Below are 22,247 nucleotides of genomic sequence, written 5' to 3' on the forward strand. Positions count from 1 at the left end.
AATCTATAATTCTTATGATAAAGATACATTTTTATAGTGTATTTTTGTACTATTATGAGAGTATACGAAGAAATTACACCAAATAATAATGTGATGAAGTTTGTTTGTGACGAGACTTTAACACAAGGTGGCGTTGAATTCGATAAAGAATCTACAGCTACCGAATCTCCTTTAGCGCAAGTTTTATTGACTATACCATTTATTCAAAAAATATTTATCACTGCAAATTTTGTCGCGATAGAAAAAATAGATGCAGTTGATTGGGCTGATGTTACAGAAGATTTGAAAGAAATTATCAATGAACATTTAGAAGAAAACGCAATTTTAACGCCGATGAAAAAGGCTCCCATTTCTATTTATGCAGAAATGACGCCAAATCCTGCGGCAATGAAATTTGTTTCAAATTCTATGTTAGCTCCAGAAATCATCGAAATAAAATCGAAAGAAAAAGCTGCTGGAGTTCCTTTAGCTGTTGCGATTTACAAAGAATATCCTTTTGTAGAGGAAGTGTTTATTGTTGATAATTATGTTTCTTTAACGAAAAACGAAACAGAAGATTGGTCGCTTTGGGCAATGGATGTTCGCTCGTTTATCACAAACTATTTACAAGCTGGAGGTCCTGTTTTTGATGAATTTTATGAATTCAAAACAGAAGCACCAGAGCATATTGTTGTAAAATCTGCTGAAGAATTTTCTTCTGTTGAACAACAAATCAAAGCTATTTTAGACGAATATGTTCAACCTGCTGTAGCAAATGACGGTGGTAATATCGAATTAATTGAGTTTGATGAAGAAACACGTACTGCTAAAATGTTGTTACAAGGCGCTTGTTCGGGCTGTCCTTCTTCTACAGCAACACTTAAAAATGGTATCGAAGGAATTTTAAAACAAATGATGCCTGACGTTGTGGATAACGTTGAAGCTGTAAACGGATAAAATTAAATATTTTTTAATCTGAAATCAATAAAGCCTTCTGATTAGAAGGCTTTATTGATTTTTCTAAAGTTTAATTAGAAAGCGCTTCATAATATTCTCTTTCTATTTGTTCTCTAAAATTTGGATGCGCAATTTCTACCATTGCTTTTACACGTTGTTTAATATTTTTTCCAAATAAATTTGCTACTCCATATTCTGTTACAACGTAGTTTACTTGAGCTCTTGTTGTTACTACTCCTGCTCCATGTTTCAGAAATGGAACAATTTTATTTGCTCCTTTAACTGTTGTTGATGTTAAGGCAATAATTGATTTCCCTCCTTTACTTAAAGAAGATCCATAAATAAAATCAACTTGCCCTCCTACACCAGAAAATATTTTTGTTCCGATTGAATCAGCACTTACTTGTCCAGTTACATCAACTTCGATAGCGGAATTAATCGAAACCATTCGGTTATTCTGGCTAATTTTGATTGGATCATTTGTAAAAGATGCATCACGCATTTCTATTGCTGGGTTATCATCAATAAAATCATATAACAATTGAGAACCATGTACCAAAGTTGATACAATTTTCCCTTTCAACAATTTTTTATGTTCACCTGTAATTACACCAGATTTTACTAAAGGAACAATTCCATCTGAAAATAACTCAGTATGAATTCCTAAACCTTTATGATTCTTCAAATTATTTAAAACTGCATTTGGAATAGAACCAATCCCTAATTGCAAACAACTTTTATCTTCAATCAATTCAGCAATATAACTTCCTATTCTGGCTTCTTCTGTCGTTATATTTCCGTTATCCAAAACATCTAATAATTGATGATGCTCTACTAAATGGGTGATTTTTGATATATGAATAATCCCATCACCAAATGTTCTTGGCATATGTTTATTCACTTGCGCAATAACCACACGAGATGTTTCTATGGCTGCTTTAATGTTCTCGACAGACGTTCCCAAAGAACAAAATCCGTGGGCATCAGGTTCAGAAATCTGAATCAGTACAACATCAATCGTAAGTTCCGTTTTAATCACTTTTGCCATTTCACTAAAAGAAATTGGCAAATAAGAACCATTCCCTTCTTTTATGGTGTGACGAACATTGGCTCCTAAAAAAAAAGAATTGACAAAAAAAGAATCTCTATAAGCAGGATTTGCATATTCTGCTGCACCTGTCGTATAAATATGACAAAACTCTACATCTCTCAATTCATGTGCCCTCTTCGATAATTCTGTCACCAAAATTGTTGGTGTAGCAGCTGCTGCATGAACGTAAACACGATCACCAGATTTTATTTCTTTCACTGCTTCTGTTGCAGAAGTATATTTCATAAGTAGATTTTTATTATCGTGCAAAAGTAAGCTCTTGTGAGCTTTATAAAAAACGATTTTTTTCAGCAAAATCTAATCAAATTTTATACCTAATCATTAATTATTTAAGAAAGCAGAAGGTTTATTGATTTATTCATCAAAAAAATCGATAGAACGACGATAATTATATAAAAATAAACGTCTGCGAGCTTCTAAATCATTAACTCGAATAGATGAGATATCATCAATCTGAAAATACAATGACCCCTCATCTGTTCCTTCAGAACCGATACATTTCAGCTCAAAATCATCTTCTGTTAAATTTCGGACAAAGCCTGAAAAACGACTATTGTTGTTAAATTGTAATCGCGAAACGTATTCTGTTTGATTACAAATTTCTCCTAAAATTTGATTCATCCAATTATCTTCGCTTGTTGCTGAAAATGTCACGGTATTTTCTTCATCCAAATCGGTATGATGCTCCTTCAAATAATTTAAACATTTACAATAATCATCGACATCAATTCGGCTAATTTTGAAATAAGGTTCAATTAAAATTCCATCTTTTTTACCGAACTTCGAAATATGTTGCATCGTAAAAAATTCATCATTAAAATCTAAAATATAACCTGCCCAAAAATTATCTCCTTCTGGATCATTGTATATGGCGATAATAGATTGATTTTCTTTCGAATTTTGTAAAATTTTATAAAAATTAGAGTTCATATTCTTTTGGTTAAAAACTGAAAATACGAATCTTTTGTACATAAAAAAAGGTTCTTGAGAATTCAAGAACCTTTTCATTATGATTAATTCGCCTTTCTTAAAATAACCGCCTCATAACTTAATGACTGCCAATCTCCTTTTTGCAACTGATCTAATTTTATTTTTTTATAGATATTTTCTTCACCCGCAACTGTCATAGTAAACTGCGTGCGATCTAAAATATTTTTTTCTGATAAAGAATAATTAATATCAAACTTCTTTTTTGTTGATTTTTCTACTATCGGTTTTAGATATTCGATTGCATTTTCTGGCGTTTTGAATTGTTCGTTAACAGGAAACTGAACTTCAAAATAACCTTCGTATGTAAAATCAGGTTCAGTAACAATCAAATTATAAGGATCTGCAAATAAAGCTGGACGTTGTTTTTGATATTCTTTTTCGTTTTTATATTGTCGCTTTTCTTCTTTATAAATTAACGGATACTTTTCTGCAAGAACTGCTAATTTATCTGCATCATAAGAATATGGAATTCCATCGTGAAAAGTGTTGTATAAAGCTGGATTCACTAACCATTGATCAACAATTTTTTTATCTTTCACCATGTAGATCATCAGCCCATTCTCTTGCGCTTGAAAAGTTGATGATTGATACCCGTATTCAAGAAGAGGTTTTGCTAACTGAATTGCAGCTGAATTTTCTAACATAAAGTTAAATTTCTCATAGGCTTTGGATTCATCATTCAAAGGAGCCATTCCATAAACTTTAGTGGAAGCATCTACATTTTGATCATTAATCATTGATGTTACTTGAGCTATTGCAACATTAGAAAGAGCAATTGTAGCTGTAAGCAAAATTTGTTTTATCATTATTGTTTTTCTTTTAATTATAAAAATGAGTTTCAAATTTATTGATAAATTTCGATAGTTATCTTACCCGATTGCGTAATACTTCCGCGATACATGCCTGCGGTATTAAAAGGAAAACTTGCTTGACCATTTTTATCTAAAATAATCATACCTCCATCACCACCTAATTGACCAATTTTTTTGATGACCTTATCTCCTGCTTGTTTGGAAGAAAGTTTTTTATATTCCATTAATGCAGCCACATCATACGCTGCTACAGCTTTTATAAAATACTCGCCCCAACCTGTACTCGAAATACCAACTTCACTGTTTGCATAGGTTCCAGCACCAATAATTGGAGAATCTCCAACACGACCAAAACGTTTATTTGTCATACCTCCTGTTGAAGTTCCCGCAGCAATATGACCTTTTTGATCTAATGCAACTGCACCAACAGTTCCAAACTTTTCGTCAACAAAATTAAATGGTACATAAGCTTGTGTTTTGGCATCATGATCCAATTCCATTTTATCTTTATCTTTTTCGATTACTTTTTGCAAAGAATTCCAACGCTCTTTTGTTTTGAAATAACTTGGATCAACCAATTCTAAGCCTTGCTTTTGAGCAAATTCTTCTGCTCCTTTTCCAACCATCATCACATGTGCAGAATTTCGTAAAACTGTTTTAGCTGCTGTAATAGGATTTTTGATTGTCGTAACTCCAGCCACAGCACCAGCTTGCATTGTATGTCCAAGCATCAAAGAAGCATCCATTTCATTCTTGCCTTCATGTGTAAAAACCGCTCCTTTTCCTGCATTAAATAATGGCGAATCTTCCATCACTTTTATGGCTTCTATAACAGCTTCTTCACTTTCTCCTCCTTTTTTTATAACTTCAAAACCTTTCGTTAAAGATTCTGTTAATGCTTCTCGGTAAGCTTTTTCTTTTTCAGCTGTCATATGTTTTTTCAGAATTGTTCCAGCTCCACCATGTATTACTAACACAACTTTGTCTTGTTTTGATTGTGCAGAAACAGAAATTGTCAAAACAGACAAGATTAAACCAACTATTTTTTTCATGTGTAAAATTTTATTCAATGCTTAAAAATAAAAAAGTTTACAGAAAATAACTATTTTTAGCATTGATTTTGATACATACAAAATATCAATAACCATTATTAAGCAATAAGTCACCTATGAACTCACAAAAACATTATCTTTCTAATAATATTTTATTACAATTAGCATTTATTTCAGTTATACTTTTAGTTTTTGGGTTAATATCTAAAAATCTTTTGGCTTTTTTCCCTGGATTTCTTGGCGCTTTATGCTTGTATGTACTTCTTCTGAATCCTTTACAATGGTTGGTTAAAGTAAAAAAATGGAACAAATTAGTAAGTGTAATTTTACTAATGATTAGTAGTGCTATTTTAATTATTGGTCCATTGTATTTATTGATTCAAATGCTGACGAATAAAGTAATGGTTTTATTAAATGATACAGTTCAAATTAAAAAAGATGTCAATAAAATCATTGAAATGTTACAAACAAAATTTCATATTGATGTATTTAGCGCAACAAATATTGAAAAAATTACACAAGTCGGTGGAAAATTATTAGAAAAAACCCTGAATGCCTCTATGGGTATGACAGTGCAATTAGGTGTTGCATTTCTTATTCTATACTTTATGTTAATGAATCATCAGAAACTTGAAAACTGGTTTTACTCGGCAATTCCTTTTAAAACAAGCAACCTTAAACGAATGAATACTGATTTAAAAGATTTGGTAATTTCTAACGCTATTGGAATGCCTTTGACAGCGTTTATACAAGCCGTAATTGCTTACATTGGATACTTAATATTTGGTGTAGACGATGCATTTACTTGGTTTGTTTTAACCATTTTTGCTGCAATGTTACCCGTCGTAGGAGCTGCATTAATCTACGTTCCTTTAGCTTTATTTTTACTTGCAAGTGGAGAAACAGGACACGCAATTGGATTATTGATTTACTGTTTTGTAGTGGTAGGACTTTCTGACAATTTGATTCGTTTAGTTTTACAAAAAAAGATGGCAGATGTTCATCCATTAATTACTATTTTTGGAGTAATCGTTGGTTTAAATCTTTTCGGATTTATCGGAATTATTTTCGGACCAATCTTATTTTCTGTATTCTTTTGGTTAGTAAAATTGTATCGATACGAGTTTATTGATCCAAATCCCGAAGACAATTAATACAAAACCCAATAATAAATGAACTTAGAAAACTTTAAATTCTTTAAACCCTTAGAACCTCGTTGGAGTGATTTTGATCCAATTGGTCACGTAAATAATGTGTTTTATTTCGAGTATTTTCAAATTGGTCGCGCCTATTATATGCAGGCTTCAAGCAAAAAGTGGCAATGGACACGACATATGTTTGTGATTGCTCACATGGAAGCGAATTATCATATAGAATTGCGTCCAAATGCTTTAGAACCACGTATTGGCGTTCGTGTATCGAAATTAGGAAATAAAAGTTTTGATTTCGAATATATCGTAACAAGTAAAAATGAAAACGGGGAAGATTTGATTCATTGTACCGGAAAAAGTACACAAGTAATGTACGATATGGAAGCAAAAAAATCAATGGAATTACCTGATTGGGTAAAAAATGATTTTAAAAATTACGAAGGTAATCTTTAAAAAAATCAATAAAATTTTAACAGTAGATAATTCTTTTTGTTAGATAATGATTAGATTTAACTACTGTTTCTTTTTTAATTAATTGCGTTATGAAAAATTTATTTTTAATGCGTCATGCAAAAAGTAAATGGAACGAAAATGTGTCTGATCAATTCCGTTCTATTACTGACATTGGTGAATTGAAAACGAAAAAAATTGCGCACTATTTAAACGAAAATTTTGAACTAAACTTTGACCAAGTATTTTCGAGCAAAGCCGTTCGAGCTAAAGAAACTTCTCAATTGGTCAAACCAATTCTTTTTCCCTCGCAAATAATTCATATCGAAGATGATTTATATACATTTTCTCATTATTTATTAGATAAATGGATTAGAAATTTGGACAATCAATTGCAAAATGTTCTTATTTTTGGACATAATCCTGCGTTTACCGACATTACAAATCAATTAGGAAACGAAATGATTTACAATCTCCCAACATCTGGATTTGTATGGATACAATTCGATTCAGATAATTGGAAAACGATTGCAAAAGGTAAAACCATGAAAATAATTACACCTAAAGAAATTAAATGAAAAAATACATCAACCGAGAAATCAGCTGGCTTTCTTTCAATGCACGTGTGTTGCAAGAAGCTTCTGACGAAACTGTTCCATTGTTAGAACGAATTCGTTTTTTGGGAATTTATTCTAATAATTTAGACGAATTTTATTCTGTTCGCTATTCAACAATTTTGCGCTCAATACAGTTCAAAGACGTTGAAATTGTTTACCAAAATATTGTACCCGATCAAACCGATGAAGAATTGATTGACGAAATTAATGAAATTGTTCGTCAACAGCGTGTTCAGTACGATGATTTACACAATCAATTGTTCAAAGAATTAGAAAATCACAACATTTTTGTAATTGATGACACTTCTATTCCAGAAAATTATTTAGAATTTATTTCCGAATATTTTTATAACGAATTTATTCATACTGTTGGTGTATTTATTTTAGACGACATCAAAAAAGCACCGCCTTTGCGTGATGGATCGTTTTATTTAGCTGTCAAAATGCAATTAAAAGATAAAATTCAATATGCTCTTTTGATTGTGCCAACCCATTTATTTCCACGCTTTATCGTGCTTCCAAAGTTTGACGAAAATACGTATGTGATGTACTTGGAAGATATTATTCGTTATCATTTGAAAGATATTTTCAAGATGTTTGATTTCGAATCTATCGAAGCACATTCAATTAAAATTACACGTGACAGTGAACTCGATTTTGATAATGACTTAGAACATAGTTTATTAGAAAAAGTGATTAACAGTTTAGAAAATCGTAAAAAAGGAGTTCCTGTTCGATTAGTGTACGATGCCGAAATTGCGCCAGATACACTAAAATTTTTCTTGAAAAAATTACGACTTGACGAATATGACAGTATCAATCCAGGAGGAAAATACCACAACAAACGCGATTTGATGAGTTTTCCAAGCTTTGATATTTCGGGTTTAATTTATGATAAAATCAAGCCAATTATTCAGAATAAACCATTTAGCTACAACAGTTATTTTCAGGCTTTTTCTGAAAACGAAGAAATGATGATGGCACCATATCACGATTATTCGTTGCTATTAAAATTTTTGAGAGAAGCCGCAATTGATCCTAAAGTAACAAAAATTAAAATCACTATTTATCGCGTTGCCAAAGATTCGCAAGTGATGCATTCGTTGATAAACGCTGCAATGAATGGCAAAGAAGTTACTGCTGTTTTAGAACTTCGCGCACGTTTTGATGAATCAAACAACGCCATGTGGTCAAAGAAATTACAGGAAGCTGGTGTTAATGTTATTTTCGGAGTTCCTGGACTGAAAGTACATTCGAAAATTGGTTACATTGAACGTAAGCCTGATAATGGTTTAGCTCAGAAATATGTATTTATCAGCACAGGTAATTTTCATGCAGGAACAGCAAAGATTTATACGGATTACACATATTTCACAACAAATCCTGGAATCACGAAAGATGTAGAACAGATTTTTAAATTTTTCGGAGCAAACTATTTAAATTTAACCTACAATCATTTATTGGTTTCACCTTATGGAACGCGCAAAAAAATTGTGAAGATGATTAAGCGAGAAGTTAAAAATCATCAGGCTGGTTTACCTGCCGAAATCAATATGAAACTAAATAGTTTAAGCGATAAACAAATCATCGATTTATTATATAAAGCATCACAGAAAGGTGTCAAAGTACGTTTGGTTGTTCGTGGAATTAATTGTTTGATTCCAGGAGTTAAAAATCTATCCGAAAATATCGAATGTGTAAGTGTAATTGATAAATTTTTGGAACATCCACGAATTTATTGGTTCAAAAATGCAGGCGATGATAAAGTTTATATTTCTTCGGCTGATATGATGGAACGAAATTTAGATAACCGTGTCGAAGTGGCTTGTCCAATTTACGATCATAAATTCAAGAAAATAGTCATGGATACGTTTAACCTTAGCTTTGAAGATAATATAAAAGGCCGTAAAATTACAGCGGCATCATCGTTAGAATATAAACGAAATAATAAAAAACCAAATCGCTCTCAATACACAACCTACGAATATTTAAAAGAATTAAACGAACAAGAAAATGAAGATTAGAAAATTAGGCGCAATTGATATAGGTTCTAACGCTATGCGGTTGTTGATTAATTATGTTTATGAAGAAGAAGGTCGTGCACCTATTTTTAATAAAACGAGTATTGTCCGCATGCCAATTCGTTTGGGACATGACGTTTTTATTGATGGACAAATTTGCGAAAATAACGTGGAACGTATTTGTGATGCCATGTTATCGTACGCCTTAATGATGAAAGTTTATGATGTAGAAATATATAAAGCTTATGCAACTTCTGCTATGCGCGAAGCAAAAAACGGCAATGAAGTAGTTAAAAAAGTGATGAAAAAATCTGGCATTAACATCGAAATTATTGATGGAAAAACAGAAGCAGAATTACTTTTTAATACCGAATTAGGTGCATTTATTAAAGATGAAAAAATCTATTTATATGTGGATGTTGGTGGTGGTAGTACTGAATTAACTTTATTAAAAGATAACAAGGTTTTTACATCAAAATCATTTGAAGTTGGTACTGTTCGTTTATTAGAAAACAAAGTTGCTCCAACTACTTTTGAAGAAATGAAAGAATGGATTCAAGAAAACATTGTACATGATGAAATAGAATTAATTGGTTCTGGAGGAAATATCAACCATGTGTACAAATATTCGGGAGTAAAATTGGGAATGCCATTAAGCAGTACTTATGTTAAAAAACATTACCAAACCCTACAAAGCATGACCGCTGAAGAACGAATGCAAAACTTTAATATGAAACCCGATCGTGCAGATGTTGTTGTATATGCTTTAGAAATATATAATAATGTGCTAAAATGGTCGCATGCAAAAAAAATACATGTTCCAAAAGTTGGACTTTCTGATGGAGTTATTCGAGAAATTTATAAAAATTTATAATAAAAACTTATTTAATTTTGGTCAGAACGAATTCTGACCTTTTTTATTTCTACAAAACTCTATTAAATGAGTTTATTATTCAGACTTCCTCAAAGAGCTTTGCCTTATAATTTAACTACTTTTATTTTTAATTTGCAACTTTTTTCTTCAAAATCTAACCATTAATTTAGTTTTCGAATTAACACAATATTGAAATGAAGAAAAATTAATCGCTGCTATTTTCAGCGTTTGTTTTATCTATGGCTGCGCACGCCCAAACGGCAGAGCAAATTGTAGATAATTACGAAACGAAAGCAATAGCTGGTAATGTTGAGTACAAATTTGCTCAAACAATTAATGACAACGCCACACAACGAGTTTACACGCAAAAGAACTTATCAAGGTATTCCGATTTATAACAGTTACTCAACTTATATTATTAAGAAAAACCAAGTCATCTCTAAAACTTCATCAGAGAATTTTAATATTTCTTTAAATAATGCCAACATTTCTCCTGCTCTTAGTGTGGACGATGCTTTGAACAAAGCCGCACAATTTGAAGGTTTAAAAGTTTTATCTAATACCAACTCAACTCAAGAAGGAATTTATTTCTATAATGAAGAGTCTGCTGAACTTGTTTATTACATTAATGAAGATAATCAAGCAATCTTAAGCTATACATTTAGTTATCAATTGGTAAAAGACAACCAAAACGATATCATTCATGTTGTCATCAATGCAATGAATGGCGAAATTATCGAAAAACATAACAACACATTAAGTTGTGGATTTGACCATGGATCTTTTCATAATGAGAATTTAGCAACATTCAATAAAGCAGATTGGGATTGGTTATATAGTGACGTTAATAATGCAGCTGCTCCTCAATACAATGTTTACCAATTACCTTTAGAAGCTCCTAACCGTGGAGGAAGATCATTTGCAAATTCATCTGTAATTAATCCTGTTGCATCTCCAAATGGTTGGCACAATACCGCAGATTTAACAATAAAAACAAGAACAGAAGGTAATAACGTAAGAGTTGTAAGGGATCACGATTCAAAAGGATATCAAACTTATAATTCTGCATACAACACAATCACATTAAAAGATACCGATTATGCTGACGGTGGAAATAATTTGAATCTCGATTTCCCTATGGATTTAACTGAACATCCTTACACAAATTGGGAAGCTGCAACTACAAACTTGTTCTATATGAACAATATGATGCATGATATTTTCTACAACTATGGATTCACAGAAGCTAACGGAAACTTTCAAAAAGAAAACTTTGACAAAGGTGGTACAGTAAATGATGATGTTGTTGCATTGGCACAAACAGGTTTGTCAATCGGAGCTATTAACAACGCTACATTTGCTACTCCGCCAGATGGTAGATCTCCAAGAATGGCGATGTATCTATGGAAAAAAAAACAGTACCACTTATTATCAATTCACCCGAAAATATTGCAGGTGGATATCAAGCAACTATCCCTACTTGGGGAGGAGCTTTGACTTCTACAGCTTTGACAAAAGACTTTACTTTTAAAAAGTGAAACCACTGGAAATCCGTACGATGGATGTGGAACAATTACTAACACAGCAGAAGTAAATGATAAAATTGATATCATTTATCGTGGAGATTGTTCTTTTGAATCAAAAGTTAAAACCGCACAAAACGCAGGAGCAAAAGGAGCTATTATTGTAAATAATGTCGCTGGAATGATTAATATGTCAGGTAGCTATACCACAATTACAATTCCTGCAATTTCTATTAGCAAAGCAGACTGTGACGCTATTATAAAAGAATTAGAAAATAAAACGGTTGTGAATGATTCGCTTGTAAAAGGTGAAGATTCTTATATTGACGGAAGTTTAGACAACGGTATTATCGCTCACGAATATGGACATGGAATTTCTAATCGATTAACAGGCCCAATCACAAACGCAAACTGTTTAAGTAACCTCGAACAAATGGGTGAAGGTTGGTCAAATTTCTTTGGATTAATGATTACGCAATTACCAACAGATACAAGTACAACAAAAAGAGGAATTGGTACTTTTGTTACAAATCAATCTCCAGAAGGCGCTGGTATTCGTCCTACAGTCTATTCTACTGATAAAACTGTTAATCCTGCCAGATACGGTTTATTAATAAGCTTTGGAAATGGCGACTCACCTCATAATACAGGTTATGTTTGGGCATCTATGCTTTGTGATTTAAACTGGAAAATGGTAAACAAATATAACTTCTCTCCAGATATGTATAACGGAAAAGCAGGTAACAACATGACTATACATTTAGTAATGACAGGACTAAAACTACAACCTTGTGCTCCAGGTTTTGTTGATAGTCGTGATGCAATCTTAAAAGCAGATGAGCAATTATTTGAAGGTGCTAACAAGTGTGATATTTGGGAAGCATTCGCTAATCGTGGTTTAGGTTACAGCGCAAAACAAGGAAGTGCAAATAGTAGAATTGATGGTACAGAAGCTTTTGATATGCCTCCTGCAGATGTATTAGAAAGTAAATTATCTACGTCTGATATCAAAGAATCTACATTCCAAATATATCCTAACCCTGCTAAAGATATCGTTTATATTACAGATAAATCTATCAAAAATGATATCAAAGTTGATATTGTTGATATGACAGGAAAAGTCGTTTCAACTAAAACAGTAAAATTTGACGGTCAAAAAGGAAGTATTTCTACCGAAAATTTACCAAAAGATGTTTACATCTTAAAATTTGAAATAAGTAACGGAACAGTTACAAAGAAATTAATCAAAAACTAATTTCGATTTTCAAATTAAATATAAATCCGAGAAATTTTACTTTCTCGGATTTTTTATTAAATCTACATTGTAAATTCTGTAAGAAATACAGAATCATTTCAATTATCTTTGCCGCAATTATTCGATAAAATATATGATTACAGTTAATGATATTGCCGTTCAATTCGGTTCTACAACGTTATTTAGTGGAGTTAGTTTTGTGATAAATGAAAATGACAAAATTGCCTTGATGGGCAAAAACGGAGCAGGTAAATCTACTTTACTAAAAATCATTGCAGGTCTCAACAAGCCTTCTTTAGGGAATATTTCAGCGCCAAAAGATGCAATCATCGCTTATTTACCTCAACATTTGCTTACTGAAGACAATTGTACAGTTCGCGAAGAAACGTCAAAAGCGTTTGCTGAATATCTTTCGATGAAAAATGAAATTGATGAAATCAATGAGCAATTAACTGTAAGAACTGATTACGAAAGTGATGAGTACATGAAATTAATCGAGCGTATGACAGAAGTCAGCGAAAAATTTTATTCGATAGAAGAAGTTAATTACGAAGCCGAAGTAGAAAAAGTTTTGAAAGGAATGGGATTTTCGCAAGAAGACCTCGATCGATCAACTTCCGAGTTTTCTGGAGGATGGCGTATGCGAATTGAATTGGCTAAAATTCTTTTACGCAAGCCCGATTTAATTTTATTGGATGAGCCAACAAACCACTTAGATATCGAATCAATTCAATGGTTAGAAGATTTCTTAAAAAATCAAGCCAAAGCTGTCATGGTTATTTCGCATGACCGCGCATTTATTGACAATATTACCAATCGAACAATTGAAGTAACGATGGGCCGCATTTATGACTATAAAGCAAAATACACCGACTATTTGGTTCTGCGTCAAGATCGTAGAATCCATCAGCAAAAAGCATATGATGAACAACAAAAATTTATTGCTGAAAATAAAGCATTTATCGAACGTTTTCGTGGTACATTTTCTAAAACAGAACAAGTGCAATCCCGTGTTCGTATGTTAGAAAAATTAGATATTATTGAAATCGATGAATTGGATACTTCTGCATTAAAATTGAAATTTCCACCCGCTGCACGTTCTGGTCAATATCCTGTTATTGTCGAAAATTTAGACAAATCCTACGATGATCATATTGTCTTTAATGATGCGAATATGGTGATTGAACGTGGTCAAAAAGTTGCTTTGGTTGGAAAAAATGGAGAAGGAAAATCGACAATGATTAAAGCGATTATGGGCGAGATTGATTATAATGGAAAATTAGAAATTGGTCACAATGCTCAAATTGGATATTTTGCTCAAAACCAAGCGGCTTTGTTGGACGAAGATTTGACTATTTTCGAAACTGTTGATCGTATTGCAGAAGGTGATATCAGAACACAAATAAAAAGTATTTTGGGTGCATTTATGTTCAAAGGCGATGATATTGATAAAAAAGTAAAAGTTTTGTCAGGTGGAGAAAAAACACGTTTGGCAATGGTAAAATTATTATTAGAACCTTATAATGTGTTAATTTTAGATGAGCCAACTAATCACTTGGATATGAAAACAAAAGATATCATCAAAGATGCATTGAGAGAGTTTGAAGGAACCGTAATTTTAGTTTCTCACGATCGTGATTTCTTAGATGGTTTAGCAGAAAAAGTGTTCGAATTTGGAAATAAACGCGTCAAAGAACATTTTGAAGATATTAAAGGCTTCTTGGCTACAAAAAAAATGGAAACATTGAATGAAATAGAAAAATAAACACTTTTCAAAATATGAATAAACAAAAACTATTTGCTGTATTATTCTTGATTATTTCAAGCTTTACTTACGCTCAAAAAAGGTATGTAGATGTAGAATTAGTGAAGATGAATAATGATACAATCCAATCAAAAATGATGGTAATTGTCAATCTATTTAATAAAAAACTTATTAACGATGCCAGTTTTTATAAAAAATCCATCTTAGTTGATGACAACAAGAAGAAAACAGCAAAAATTAAAGCAAAAGATATCAAATCTTTATCTTTCACTAACTTATATGATCGTAAAGTGACTTATGTAAACGATGGAAATCAATTGAAAGTTTTAGTTTATGATGGAAAAATAAAATGGTATCAAAGAATTTCTCAACATCCGATGGATGGCTCGATAAGCTACCATGATTATTTAGTTAATGAAAAAAATGAAGTTTTTCCTTTGGGCATGTTTAATCATCGTAAAAACCAACTTAATAAAGCGATTGCAGACCATCCTGAATTATTAAAGGAAATTGAAAATCAACGCATGGATGATATTGATTTATTGGATATTTTAACACGTTATAACAACTCAACACTATAACTTAAAGCCTCTTTATCAGAGGCTTTATTATTTAATAAAACTCTCCATCTACATAAAACCATTTGCCATTTTCTTGCACAAATGTAGAAAGCTCGTCATGCTCATAGATTTCCCCTTGTTTATCTTGATAATAAGCTCTAAAACGAACTTTATCGGCATTTGCAAAAACAATTTCTAACTTCAACCATTTATTTGATTTTGCCCAATCTTCGATATCACTAAAATCATTATTTTTTCGGGTAGATTCGTGTGTCGTATCAACCAAATATTTAGGCAAAACTTTTGAAAAAGCTGAATAACGAGAACGCATCAATTCCTCTGGCGTTTTTGGAACATCATTGTTTAAATGAAACGGTTCGCAACAGTTTTTATATTCTTTTCCTGAACAACAAGGACAATTCATTTCTTCTAAATTTTGTGCAAAGATACTGTTTACTTGTCTTTGTGGTAATGATAATGATCTTGAATCACAACTTGTATAAAATCAATATTTCCTAAACCATCACTTTTTACTTCCATGATTTCCTCTAATTTTCGAGTTAATTTTAGTAGAATATCATAATTATTATTCTCCAAAGCAGATGTAAAATTTTCTTTTACAATATTAATATCACGATCCGATAAACGATAAACCTCTGGAAAACGAATCTTATACGATTCTGAAACTTCGGCAAAAATAGTTTGAGACAAATCTAATTTCGGGTTCAAATCAATTAAACAAGTATTCGCCACAATATCGCCTAAACGTTGACCTTTTTTATTAACAATCATTGCAATTAACGCGATAAATCCACCAAATAAAAACAACTCAACTATACCAATTACCCAACGTAAAAAATAATCAAAATTATTCGCTCGATTTCCATCTATCCGAATCACGCGAATTTTCATCAACCATTTTCCAATCGTTTGACCTTTCATCAAAATCTCTAAAATCAATGGATACAGCAAAAATATAAATCCATTCACACTATAAATCCCCATCAGAAACCATTCATCTCTGTTAGGTATAAAATCAGAAAAATAAGCCAATGCATACACCAATATGATACGAATAATCATATCGATAATATACGCCAGCAATCGTTTTCCGATAGGTGCAATATTGTAAGCGATTTGCACGTTTTGAGGTGTATTGACTAAAAGTTTATTCATATATTTGATTCACTAACAACTACTCTACAATGAGAGAAGCGCATTTTATTGATAAAAATAAGGCTAAATGGTCTGATATTGAACATAATTTAAAAAATAAAATTGAAGTTCATCCAGATGTTTTAGCAAAAAATTACATCGAAATTACAAATGATTTGGCGTTTGCTCAAACTTATTATCCAAAAAGTAAAACGAAGGATTATTTGAACGAATTAGCCTTGTTTGCACATCAATCAGTTTACAAAGATCAACGAACATCAAGCAATCAATTTGTACAATTTTTTAAAGAAGATGTCCCAAATGTGGTGTATAAAAACCATAAAATGTTGTTATATTCTTTCCTGATCTTTGCTTTAGCAGTTTTAATTGGAATTCTATCTTCACATTTTGATCCCGATTTTACACGCTTAATTTTAGGAAATCAATACGTGGACGAAACCTTAATGAACATCAAAAAAGGTGATCCGGCAGCAATTTATAAATCGGGAAGCCAAACAGGTTCTTCTTTAGCAATTACCATAAACAATATTCGTGTTGCATTTTTAGCTTTTACCTTAGGTTTATTTTTCAGTATTGGCTCAGGATATATTCTATTTTCGAACGGAATTATGTTAGGCGCTTTTCATTATATGTTTTTCAAAGAAGGTGTTCTTGGTAAAGCGATGACAGCAATTTGGATGCATGGAACAATCGAAATTTCTGTGATTATTATCGCCGGAGCATGTGGACTTATGTTAGGAAATGGATTTATGTTTCCTAAAACGTTATCCCGAAAAAAATCGCTGATTATCAAAGCAAAAGAAGCTGTTATGATTCTTTTAAGTACAGTTCCAATGTTTATTCTTGCTGGTTTTATCGAAGGATTTATTACACGTCTATACGATGTTAATATTTTTATTAGCCTTGCTGTTATCCTGCTTTCTTTATGTCTAATTGTGTGGTATTACATCATTTTTCCTATTCAAAAAAATAGACAAAAAACGAAATTGTTTAATCAAATTTTGGAATCGAATGAAACAGTTTAAATTATTTTTGACAATTTCACTATTATTCGTTCAACTTTTCATTTTCGCACAAGAAAAAACTGCAGAATTTAAAGCATTTAAAGAAAAATATACTGGAAAAGATTTTGATTATAATGATGTTCCAAAACCTGAAAAAGAATTTGAACCTGGATTTTTTACAAAATTATTCGAAGGAATCATGCAATTTCTAACTTACTTACCTTGGGAAATAATTTTTTATTTCACAATTGGTTTATTCCTAATTTTCATAGCGTTCCGTGTTTACAAAAATGGTGGAATCATGAAAAAAAATGCTAAAAATTTATACGATGAATCTGATTTTGATCTTATAGAAGAGAATTTGGTTAATGTTAACCTTGATTCGTTAATCAACAAAGCAGAAAATGAAGAAAATTATGCTTTAGCAATTCGTTATTTACATTATCAAAACTTACAAAATTTAGATAAAAAAGGTTGGATTGAATGGAATCCTAAAAAAACCAATCAACAATTTATCAATCAAATTAAAGACGAAAAAGCTCAACGTACATTCAGTCAAAATACAAGAATTTTTAATCAAGTTTGGTTCGGAGAATTTCAATTAGATGCGAATAAATACACTGAATTCAAATCAATTTTTAATCAATTTAATCAATATTTAGCCTCATGAAGAAAAAATTAAGCATTCTATTTGGCGTTGTTTTATTGATTGGATTTATTGCTTTTTCAATGCAAAAACTTCGCTACGATTTACCTAAATCGTGGAAAGTAAATCTTGTTCAAAACAGTAAAGATCCTTACGGATTATATGTAATGCACGAAGAAATTGGTAATTTATCAAAAGGAAAAGTACATGATTTAGAAAAGCTATCTGAACTAAAAATCGATCCTAAAAAGGCAAAAGATTATGCAGTTGTTGTCATCGGCTCAGAAGTTTATTTCGATACTGTTGCAAAAAATCTATTAAGTAATATTGCCAGAAATGGTGGTATTGTATTCATCGCAGATTATTACGATAATTTTGGAGACGATACGAATGGTTTGGATGATGCAATCGTTTTTGACACTGTATATGCGGATTCTACTGTTATCGAAGAAGATTTACTATACAACAAAACGCAAATCATTAAAAATGATTTTGAACTTAAAACGGACAAAACATTTAAAATAAAGAAGAAAAAAGAAGTTGATCATCATTATTTTAGTGAAATCACAACTGATTCTGAAGTTATTGGAACTATTACGTATGAAAATAAGACTTATCCAAATTACCTGAAAATAAAACCTGAATCTTATAAAGGTTTTTATTTATATCATGCTGAACCTCTTTACTTTTCGAATTATTATTTACTGAATGAAGATAATTATTTTTATGCAAAATCGGTTTTAGAACCCTTAAATGGAAAAACTATTTTTTGGTACAATACCTCAAAAACCTATGCAGGAAGTTCTTCGATGATGCGATTTATTATGGCAGAACCTGCACTAAAAGCAGCTTGGACAACTTTATTGATTTTACTTTTTCTCTTCCTTATTTTTAGAAGTAAACGCGAACAACGTATTATTCCAATCTACACAAAAGAAGAAAACCATACCGTGGAATTTGCCAAAACAATTTCTTCTTTGTACCAAGAAAATGGTGAAGTAAAAGATATTATTTCAAAGAAAATTGACTATTTTTTATATAAATTGAGAAAAACATTTTTAATTGATACAGATGATATTACCAATAAACAATTCATCGAACTTGTCGCACAAAAAGCAAATTTAAGTCAAGAGGAATGCCTTGAAAATTTTACAATTCTAAAAAATATTTCCCAGAAAAATCAACCGAATGAACACGACCTGAAAGTTGTGTATCAAATCATCGAAAACTATAAACAAAAAGCAAATATCTAATGAACTACGAAAATACTTATCAACCATTCGAAAATAGAATTGATTTTTCGGATGTACAACATAAAATGCAAGCTGTAAAAAATGAATTGAAAAAAGTAATCGTTGGACAAGACGATGTGATTGATCAATTGATTTTGGCTTTATTATCGAACGGACATTCATTGATAGAAGGTTTACCTGGAGTAGCCAAAACAATGATGGCAAAATTATTGGCAAAAACCATCGATTCTGGTTTTAGTAGAATTCAGTTTACACCAGATTTAATGCCTTCTGATGTGATTGGAACGTCTATCCTTAACTCAAAAATCAATGAATTTGAATTCAAACAAGGTCCTATTTTTTCGAATATTATCTTAATTGATGAAATCAACCGTTCTCCTGCAAAAACGCAAGCCGCTTTATTCGAATCGATGTCAGAAAGACAAGTCACTGTAGATGGTATAACTTACCCATTACAAGCACCTTTTTTAGTTTTTGCAACACAAAATCCAATCGAACAAGAAGGAACTTATCGATTACCTGAAGCGCAATTGGATCGTTTTATGTTCAAAATTTATGTTAAATATCCTTCACTTGAAAGTGAAATTGAATTATTAAAAGAACAACAAGAACGCAAAAATATTGACAAAGAATCGTTAATTGAAAAAGTAATTACTGGCAATGAAATCATTGATTTTCAAGATCGAATAAAATCTGTTTTTGTACACCATGCATTGATTACCTACATTGCAACGATTGTTCATCAAACCAGAATCGATCAAACATTATACATGGGCGCTTCGCCTCGTGCTTCTATTGCCATTTTAGATGCTGCTAAATCAAATGCAGCAGTTAATGGACGTGATTTTGTAATTCCAGAAGATATCAAACAAATTGCACATATAATTTTAGGGCATCGCGTTGTTATGGTTCCTGAGAAAGAAATGGAAGGTTTTACAACTGAACATATCATTCAGCAAATTATTGATCGTGTAGAAATTCCTCGTTAATGAAATTTTTCAAAAGCCTATTTCTTACCAATCGCTTCTTTTATGCGGGATTTTTTGTTGCATTTTGTTATGTGATTGCCTTTTTCTTACCTCCTATTTTCTTGGTGGCAAAAATGGTAACACTCTTATTTATGGTGAGCGTTATCCTTGAAATTTTTTTGGTTTTTCTTCCTAAAAATTCATTAGAAATTAGTCGAAAATATCCGGAACGATTTTCAAATGGAGATGAAAATGAATTAGAACTTTCAGTTACAAATAATTATCAATTTTCGTTAAATGTGAGAATTATAGAAGAATTTCCACTTCAGTTGCAATTGAGAGAATTCGAATTGAAAAAACGATTTAAAAGTGGTCAGAACACCAAATTTGATTTCAAAATTCGTCCAACAGAAAGAGGTTCGTATAAATTTGGAAGTACAAATGTCTTTATTTCTATTTTTGGTTTCATTGAGAAAAAGATAAAAGTTAACGAACCAATAGCGATCGCTTGTTATCCTTCCTATCTACAATTCAAACAATTTCAGTTGTATTCACCTGCTCAAGTTCAGAATCAATTTGGAATGAAAAAAATTCGAAAAATTGGAACCAATACAGAATTCGAAAACATCAAAAATTATACAACTGGTGACGAATACCGATTGATTAATTGGAAAGCTACTGCGAAAGCAAATCGATTGATGGTCAACCAATTTCAAGAAGAAAAATCGCAACCCGTTTATTCGTTAATCGATTTGGGAAGAACAATGCGCATGCCTTTTGATGGTTTAAAATTAGTAGATTACTCGATCAATTCGAGTTTAGTCATCGCAAATATTTCACTCCAAAAAAATGAAAAAGCTGGGTTAATTACTTTCAACAAAAAAATTCAAGATCATGTCGTTGCAGATCGAAAAAATCATCAAATGCAATTGATTTTGGAAAAATTATACAATGTACAAACCGATTTTTTGGAAAGTGATTTTGGACAATTGTATGCTTATATTAAACGAAAGTTAACGCAACGTTCACTCCTATTTATTTACACCAATTTTGAAACAATTGACGCTTTAGAACGTCAATTACCTTATCTGAAATTGATTAAAAAATCGCATGTAGTCGTTTTGATTATGTTCAAAAATTCGGAATTAAAGAAATTAAATCATCAAAAAGCGAAAACAACAACAGATATTTATGATCAAACGATTGCAGAAAAATTTAATTACGACAAAGAATTAATCATCAACCGTCTGCATCAATTCGGAATTTTAACCATTTATTGCGAACCAAAAGAATTATCTATTAACCTTATCAATAAATACTTAGAAATTAAAGCGCGTGGATTATTTTAAAAAATGTTTTTTTAACTATGTGTTTAGAAAAATATGCACAATTCTTGCTAAAAGTTGATCAAAATAAGCTTAACAACCATGAAAAAAATAATTCAGATCATTTGTTTGTTGATAACAACAGGTCTTTTTGCGCAAACAAATTTTATTGACTCAACTACAACTTCACCAAAACGTATTATTCTATTAGATGCAGGTCACGGTGGTACTGACACAGGCGTAAAACGAGAAGAATTTCAAGAAAAAGATATTGTCTTAAAAATTGCAACGGTAATACAAGAAAAAAATCCTTTCGAAAATATTGAGTTTGTTTTGCTACGCAAAGGTGACGAACAAATTATCAATACCAATCGAGCGAAATTAATTAACGAAATCAAACCAGATTTAGTTTTGTCTCTTCACGCAAATTATAATGTAAAAGATTCGAAAAAAGGAACTGAAATTCATCTTTCTCCATTGAATCCTACTTTCGAAGAATCTAAAATACTTGGCGAAAAAATAGGAAATAACATCAGCAATTTAGGTTTCGAAAATCTTGGAATTGTAGAGTCTAATGCAAAAATACTACGTGATTCTCAAGTTCCTATTGTGATGATCGAAATTGGATATTTGACAAACATTGAAGATCGAAAACTATTGACAAACGAAGAAAATTATCCAAAAATCGCAGATAAAATTTTTGAAGCATTGAAGAATTAATATCTTAAAAAAGAGATATATCCAATTAGATTTTTGTT

Annotated in this window: 22 protein-coding genes and 1 pseudogene; 17 read left to right on the top strand and 6 right to left on the bottom strand. The window is 31.4% G+C overall.

The window, feature by feature from the left end; all coding sequences use genetic code 11:
- Positions 1 to 51 precede the first annotated feature (51 nt).
- Positions 52 to 936, top strand: coding sequence for a NifU family protein (locus IF125_RS11215; RefSeq protein ID WP_394369889.1), 885 nt, complete (start codon positions 52 to 54; stop codon positions 934 to 936).
- A gap of 70 nt (positions 937 to 1,006) precedes the next feature.
- Here IF125_RS11215 and IF125_RS11220 read toward each other — a convergent pair whose 3' ends face one another.
- The 4 genes from IF125_RS11220 to IF125_RS11235 all read right to left on the bottom strand — a co-directional run bounded on the left by IF125_RS11220 (position 1,007) and on the right by IF125_RS11235 (position 4,901).
- Positions 1,007 to 2,272, bottom strand: coding sequence for an acetyl-CoA hydrolase/transferase family protein (locus tag IF125_RS11220; protein WP_225542548.1), 1,266 nt, complete (start codon positions 2,270 to 2,272; stop codon positions 1,007 to 1,009).
- A gap of 129 nt (positions 2,273 to 2,401) precedes the next feature.
- On the bottom strand, positions 2,402 to 2,977 hold the full coding sequence (locus tag IF125_RS11225; RefSeq protein WP_225532371.1) for a hypothetical protein: 576 nt from the start codon (positions 2,975 to 2,977) through the stop codon (positions 2,402 to 2,404).
- A gap of 83 nt (positions 2,978 to 3,060) precedes the next feature.
- Positions 3,061 to 3,843 carry a hypothetical protein gene (locus IF125_RS11230; protein WP_225542549.1) on the bottom strand — a complete coding sequence of 261 codons (783 nt, stop codon included), beginning with the start codon at positions 3,841 to 3,843 and terminating at the stop codon, positions 3,061 to 3,063.
- 38 nt (positions 3,844 to 3,881) lie between these two features.
- The gene (locus tag IF125_RS11235; protein ID WP_225542550.1) at positions 3,882 to 4,901 is read right to left on the bottom strand and encodes an isoaspartyl peptidase/L-asparaginase family protein; all 1,020 of its coding nucleotides are present in this window, start codon (positions 4,899 to 4,901) and stop codon (positions 3,882 to 3,884) included.
- Positions 4,902 to 5,017: 116 nt separating this feature from the next.
- Here IF125_RS11235 and IF125_RS11240 point away from each other — a divergent pair, with 116 nt between their 5' ends.
- From IF125_RS11240 to IF125_RS11280, 10 genes and pseudogenes are all read left to right on the top strand, one after another.
- Complete coding sequence (locus IF125_RS11240; protein WP_225542551.1) at positions 5,018 to 6,055, top strand: AI-2E family transporter; 1,038 nt, start codon at positions 5,018 to 5,020, stop codon at positions 6,053 to 6,055.
- 18 nt (positions 6,056 to 6,073) lie between these two features.
- A complete protein-coding gene (locus IF125_RS11245; protein ID WP_171621626.1) occupies positions 6,074 to 6,505 on the top strand; it encodes an acyl-CoA thioesterase in 432 nt (143 codons plus the stop codon).
- Positions 6,506 to 6,594: 89 nt separating this feature from the next.
- Positions 6,595 to 7,080 carry a SixA phosphatase family protein gene (locus tag IF125_RS11250; protein ID WP_171621625.1) on the top strand — a complete coding sequence of 162 codons (486 nt, stop codon included), beginning with the start codon at positions 6,595 to 6,597 and terminating at the stop codon, positions 7,078 to 7,080.
- On the top strand, positions 7,077 to 9,143 hold the full coding sequence (ppk1, locus tag IF125_RS11255; RefSeq protein ID WP_225540077.1) for a polyphosphate kinase 1: 2,067 nt from the start codon (positions 7,077 to 7,079) through the stop codon (positions 9,141 to 9,143). The genes IF125_RS11250 and ppk1 overlap by 4 nt, the downstream gene beginning before the upstream one ends.
- Positions 9,133 to 10,014, top strand: coding sequence for a Ppx/GppA phosphatase family protein (locus tag IF125_RS11260; RefSeq protein WP_171621623.1), 882 nt, complete (start codon positions 9,133 to 9,135; stop codon positions 10,012 to 10,014). Before ppk1 ends, IF125_RS11260 begins: the two co-directional genes overlap by 11 nt.
- 306 nt (positions 10,015 to 10,320) lie before the next feature.
- The gene (locus IF125_RS11265) at positions 10,321 to 11,511 is read left to right on the top strand and encodes a M36 family metallopeptidase (protein ID WP_225542553.1); all 1,191 of its coding nucleotides are present in this window, start codon (positions 10,321 to 10,323) and stop codon (positions 11,509 to 11,511) included.
- 66 nt (positions 11,512 to 11,577) lie between these two features.
- A pseudogene (locus IF125_RS11270) lies at positions 11,578 to 12,438 on the top strand (M36 family metallopeptidase); the annotation flags it as partial.
- 60 nt (positions 12,439 to 12,498) lie between these two features.
- Positions 12,499 to 12,792 (top strand): T9SS type A sorting domain-containing protein, encoded by a 294-nt coding sequence (locus IF125_RS14265; protein ID WP_262903676.1) that lies wholly within the window; start codon positions 12,499 to 12,501, stop codon positions 12,790 to 12,792.
- Positions 12,793 to 12,925: 133 nt separating this feature from the next.
- Entirely contained in the window at positions 12,926 to 14,557 is a 1,632-nt protein-coding gene (locus tag IF125_RS11275) for an ABC-F family ATP-binding cassette domain-containing protein (protein WP_225542554.1), read from the top strand.
- A 14-nt stretch (positions 14,558 to 14,571) separates the two neighbouring features.
- Entirely contained in the window at positions 14,572 to 15,138 is a 567-nt protein-coding gene (locus tag IF125_RS11280) for a hypothetical protein (RefSeq protein WP_171621620.1), read from the top strand.
- Between the two features lie 31 nt (positions 15,139 to 15,169).
- Here IF125_RS11280 and IF125_RS11285 read toward each other — a convergent pair whose 3' ends face one another.
- A complete protein-coding gene (locus tag IF125_RS11285) occupies positions 15,170 to 15,541 on the bottom strand; it encodes a YchJ family protein (protein WP_225542555.1) in 372 nt (123 codons plus the stop codon).
- 29 nt (positions 15,542 to 15,570) lie between these two features.
- The gene (locus IF125_RS11290) at positions 15,571 to 16,293 is read right to left on the bottom strand and encodes an RDD family protein (RefSeq protein ID WP_225540089.1); all 723 of its coding nucleotides are present in this window, start codon (positions 16,291 to 16,293) and stop codon (positions 15,571 to 15,573) included.
- A gap of 29 nt (positions 16,294 to 16,322) precedes the next feature.
- On the opposite strand from IF125_RS11290, the gene IF125_RS11295 reads away from it, so the two are divergent.
- The 6 genes from IF125_RS11295 to IF125_RS11320 all read left to right on the top strand — a co-directional run bounded on the left by IF125_RS11295 (position 16,323) and on the right by IF125_RS11320 (position 22,209).
- Positions 16,323 to 17,318 carry a stage II sporulation protein M gene (locus IF125_RS11295; RefSeq protein ID WP_225542557.1) on the top strand — a complete coding sequence of 332 codons (996 nt, stop codon included), beginning with the start codon at positions 16,323 to 16,325 and terminating at the stop codon, positions 17,316 to 17,318.
- Positions 17,305 to 17,967, top strand: coding sequence for a hypothetical protein (locus IF125_RS11300; RefSeq protein WP_225542559.1), 663 nt, complete (start codon positions 17,305 to 17,307; stop codon positions 17,965 to 17,967). The genes IF125_RS11295 and IF125_RS11300 overlap by 14 nt, the downstream gene beginning before the upstream one ends.
- Positions 17,964 to 19,196, top strand: a complete 1,233-nt coding sequence (locus tag IF125_RS11305; protein WP_171621615.1) for a hypothetical protein — start codon at positions 17,964 to 17,966, stop codon at positions 19,194 to 19,196. Before IF125_RS11300 ends, IF125_RS11305 begins: the two co-directional genes overlap by 4 nt.
- Complete coding sequence (locus tag IF125_RS11310) at positions 19,196 to 20,185, top strand: AAA family ATPase (RefSeq protein ID WP_225542560.1); 990 nt, start codon at positions 19,196 to 19,198, stop codon at positions 20,183 to 20,185. The genes IF125_RS11305 and IF125_RS11310 overlap by 1 nt, the downstream gene beginning before the upstream one ends.
- Positions 20,185 to 21,513 (top strand): DUF58 domain-containing protein, encoded by a 1,329-nt coding sequence (locus IF125_RS11315; RefSeq protein WP_225542562.1) that lies wholly within the window; start codon positions 20,185 to 20,187, stop codon positions 21,511 to 21,513. The genes IF125_RS11310 and IF125_RS11315 overlap by 1 nt, the downstream gene beginning before the upstream one ends.
- Positions 21,514 to 21,591: 78 nt before the next feature.
- Positions 21,592 to 22,209: an N-acetylmuramoyl-L-alanine amidase family protein gene (locus tag IF125_RS11320; protein WP_225542564.1), complete on the top strand. Its 618-nt coding sequence runs from the start codon at positions 21,592 to 21,594 to the stop codon at positions 22,207 to 22,209.
- The last annotated feature ends 38 nt before the right edge of the window (positions 22,210 to 22,247 follow it).

Origin of the sequence: Empedobacter stercoris, from assembly GCF_020281205.1 — a bacterium.
Lineage (GTDB): Bacteria > Bacteroidota > Bacteroidia > Flavobacteriales > Weeksellaceae > Empedobacter > Empedobacter stercoris.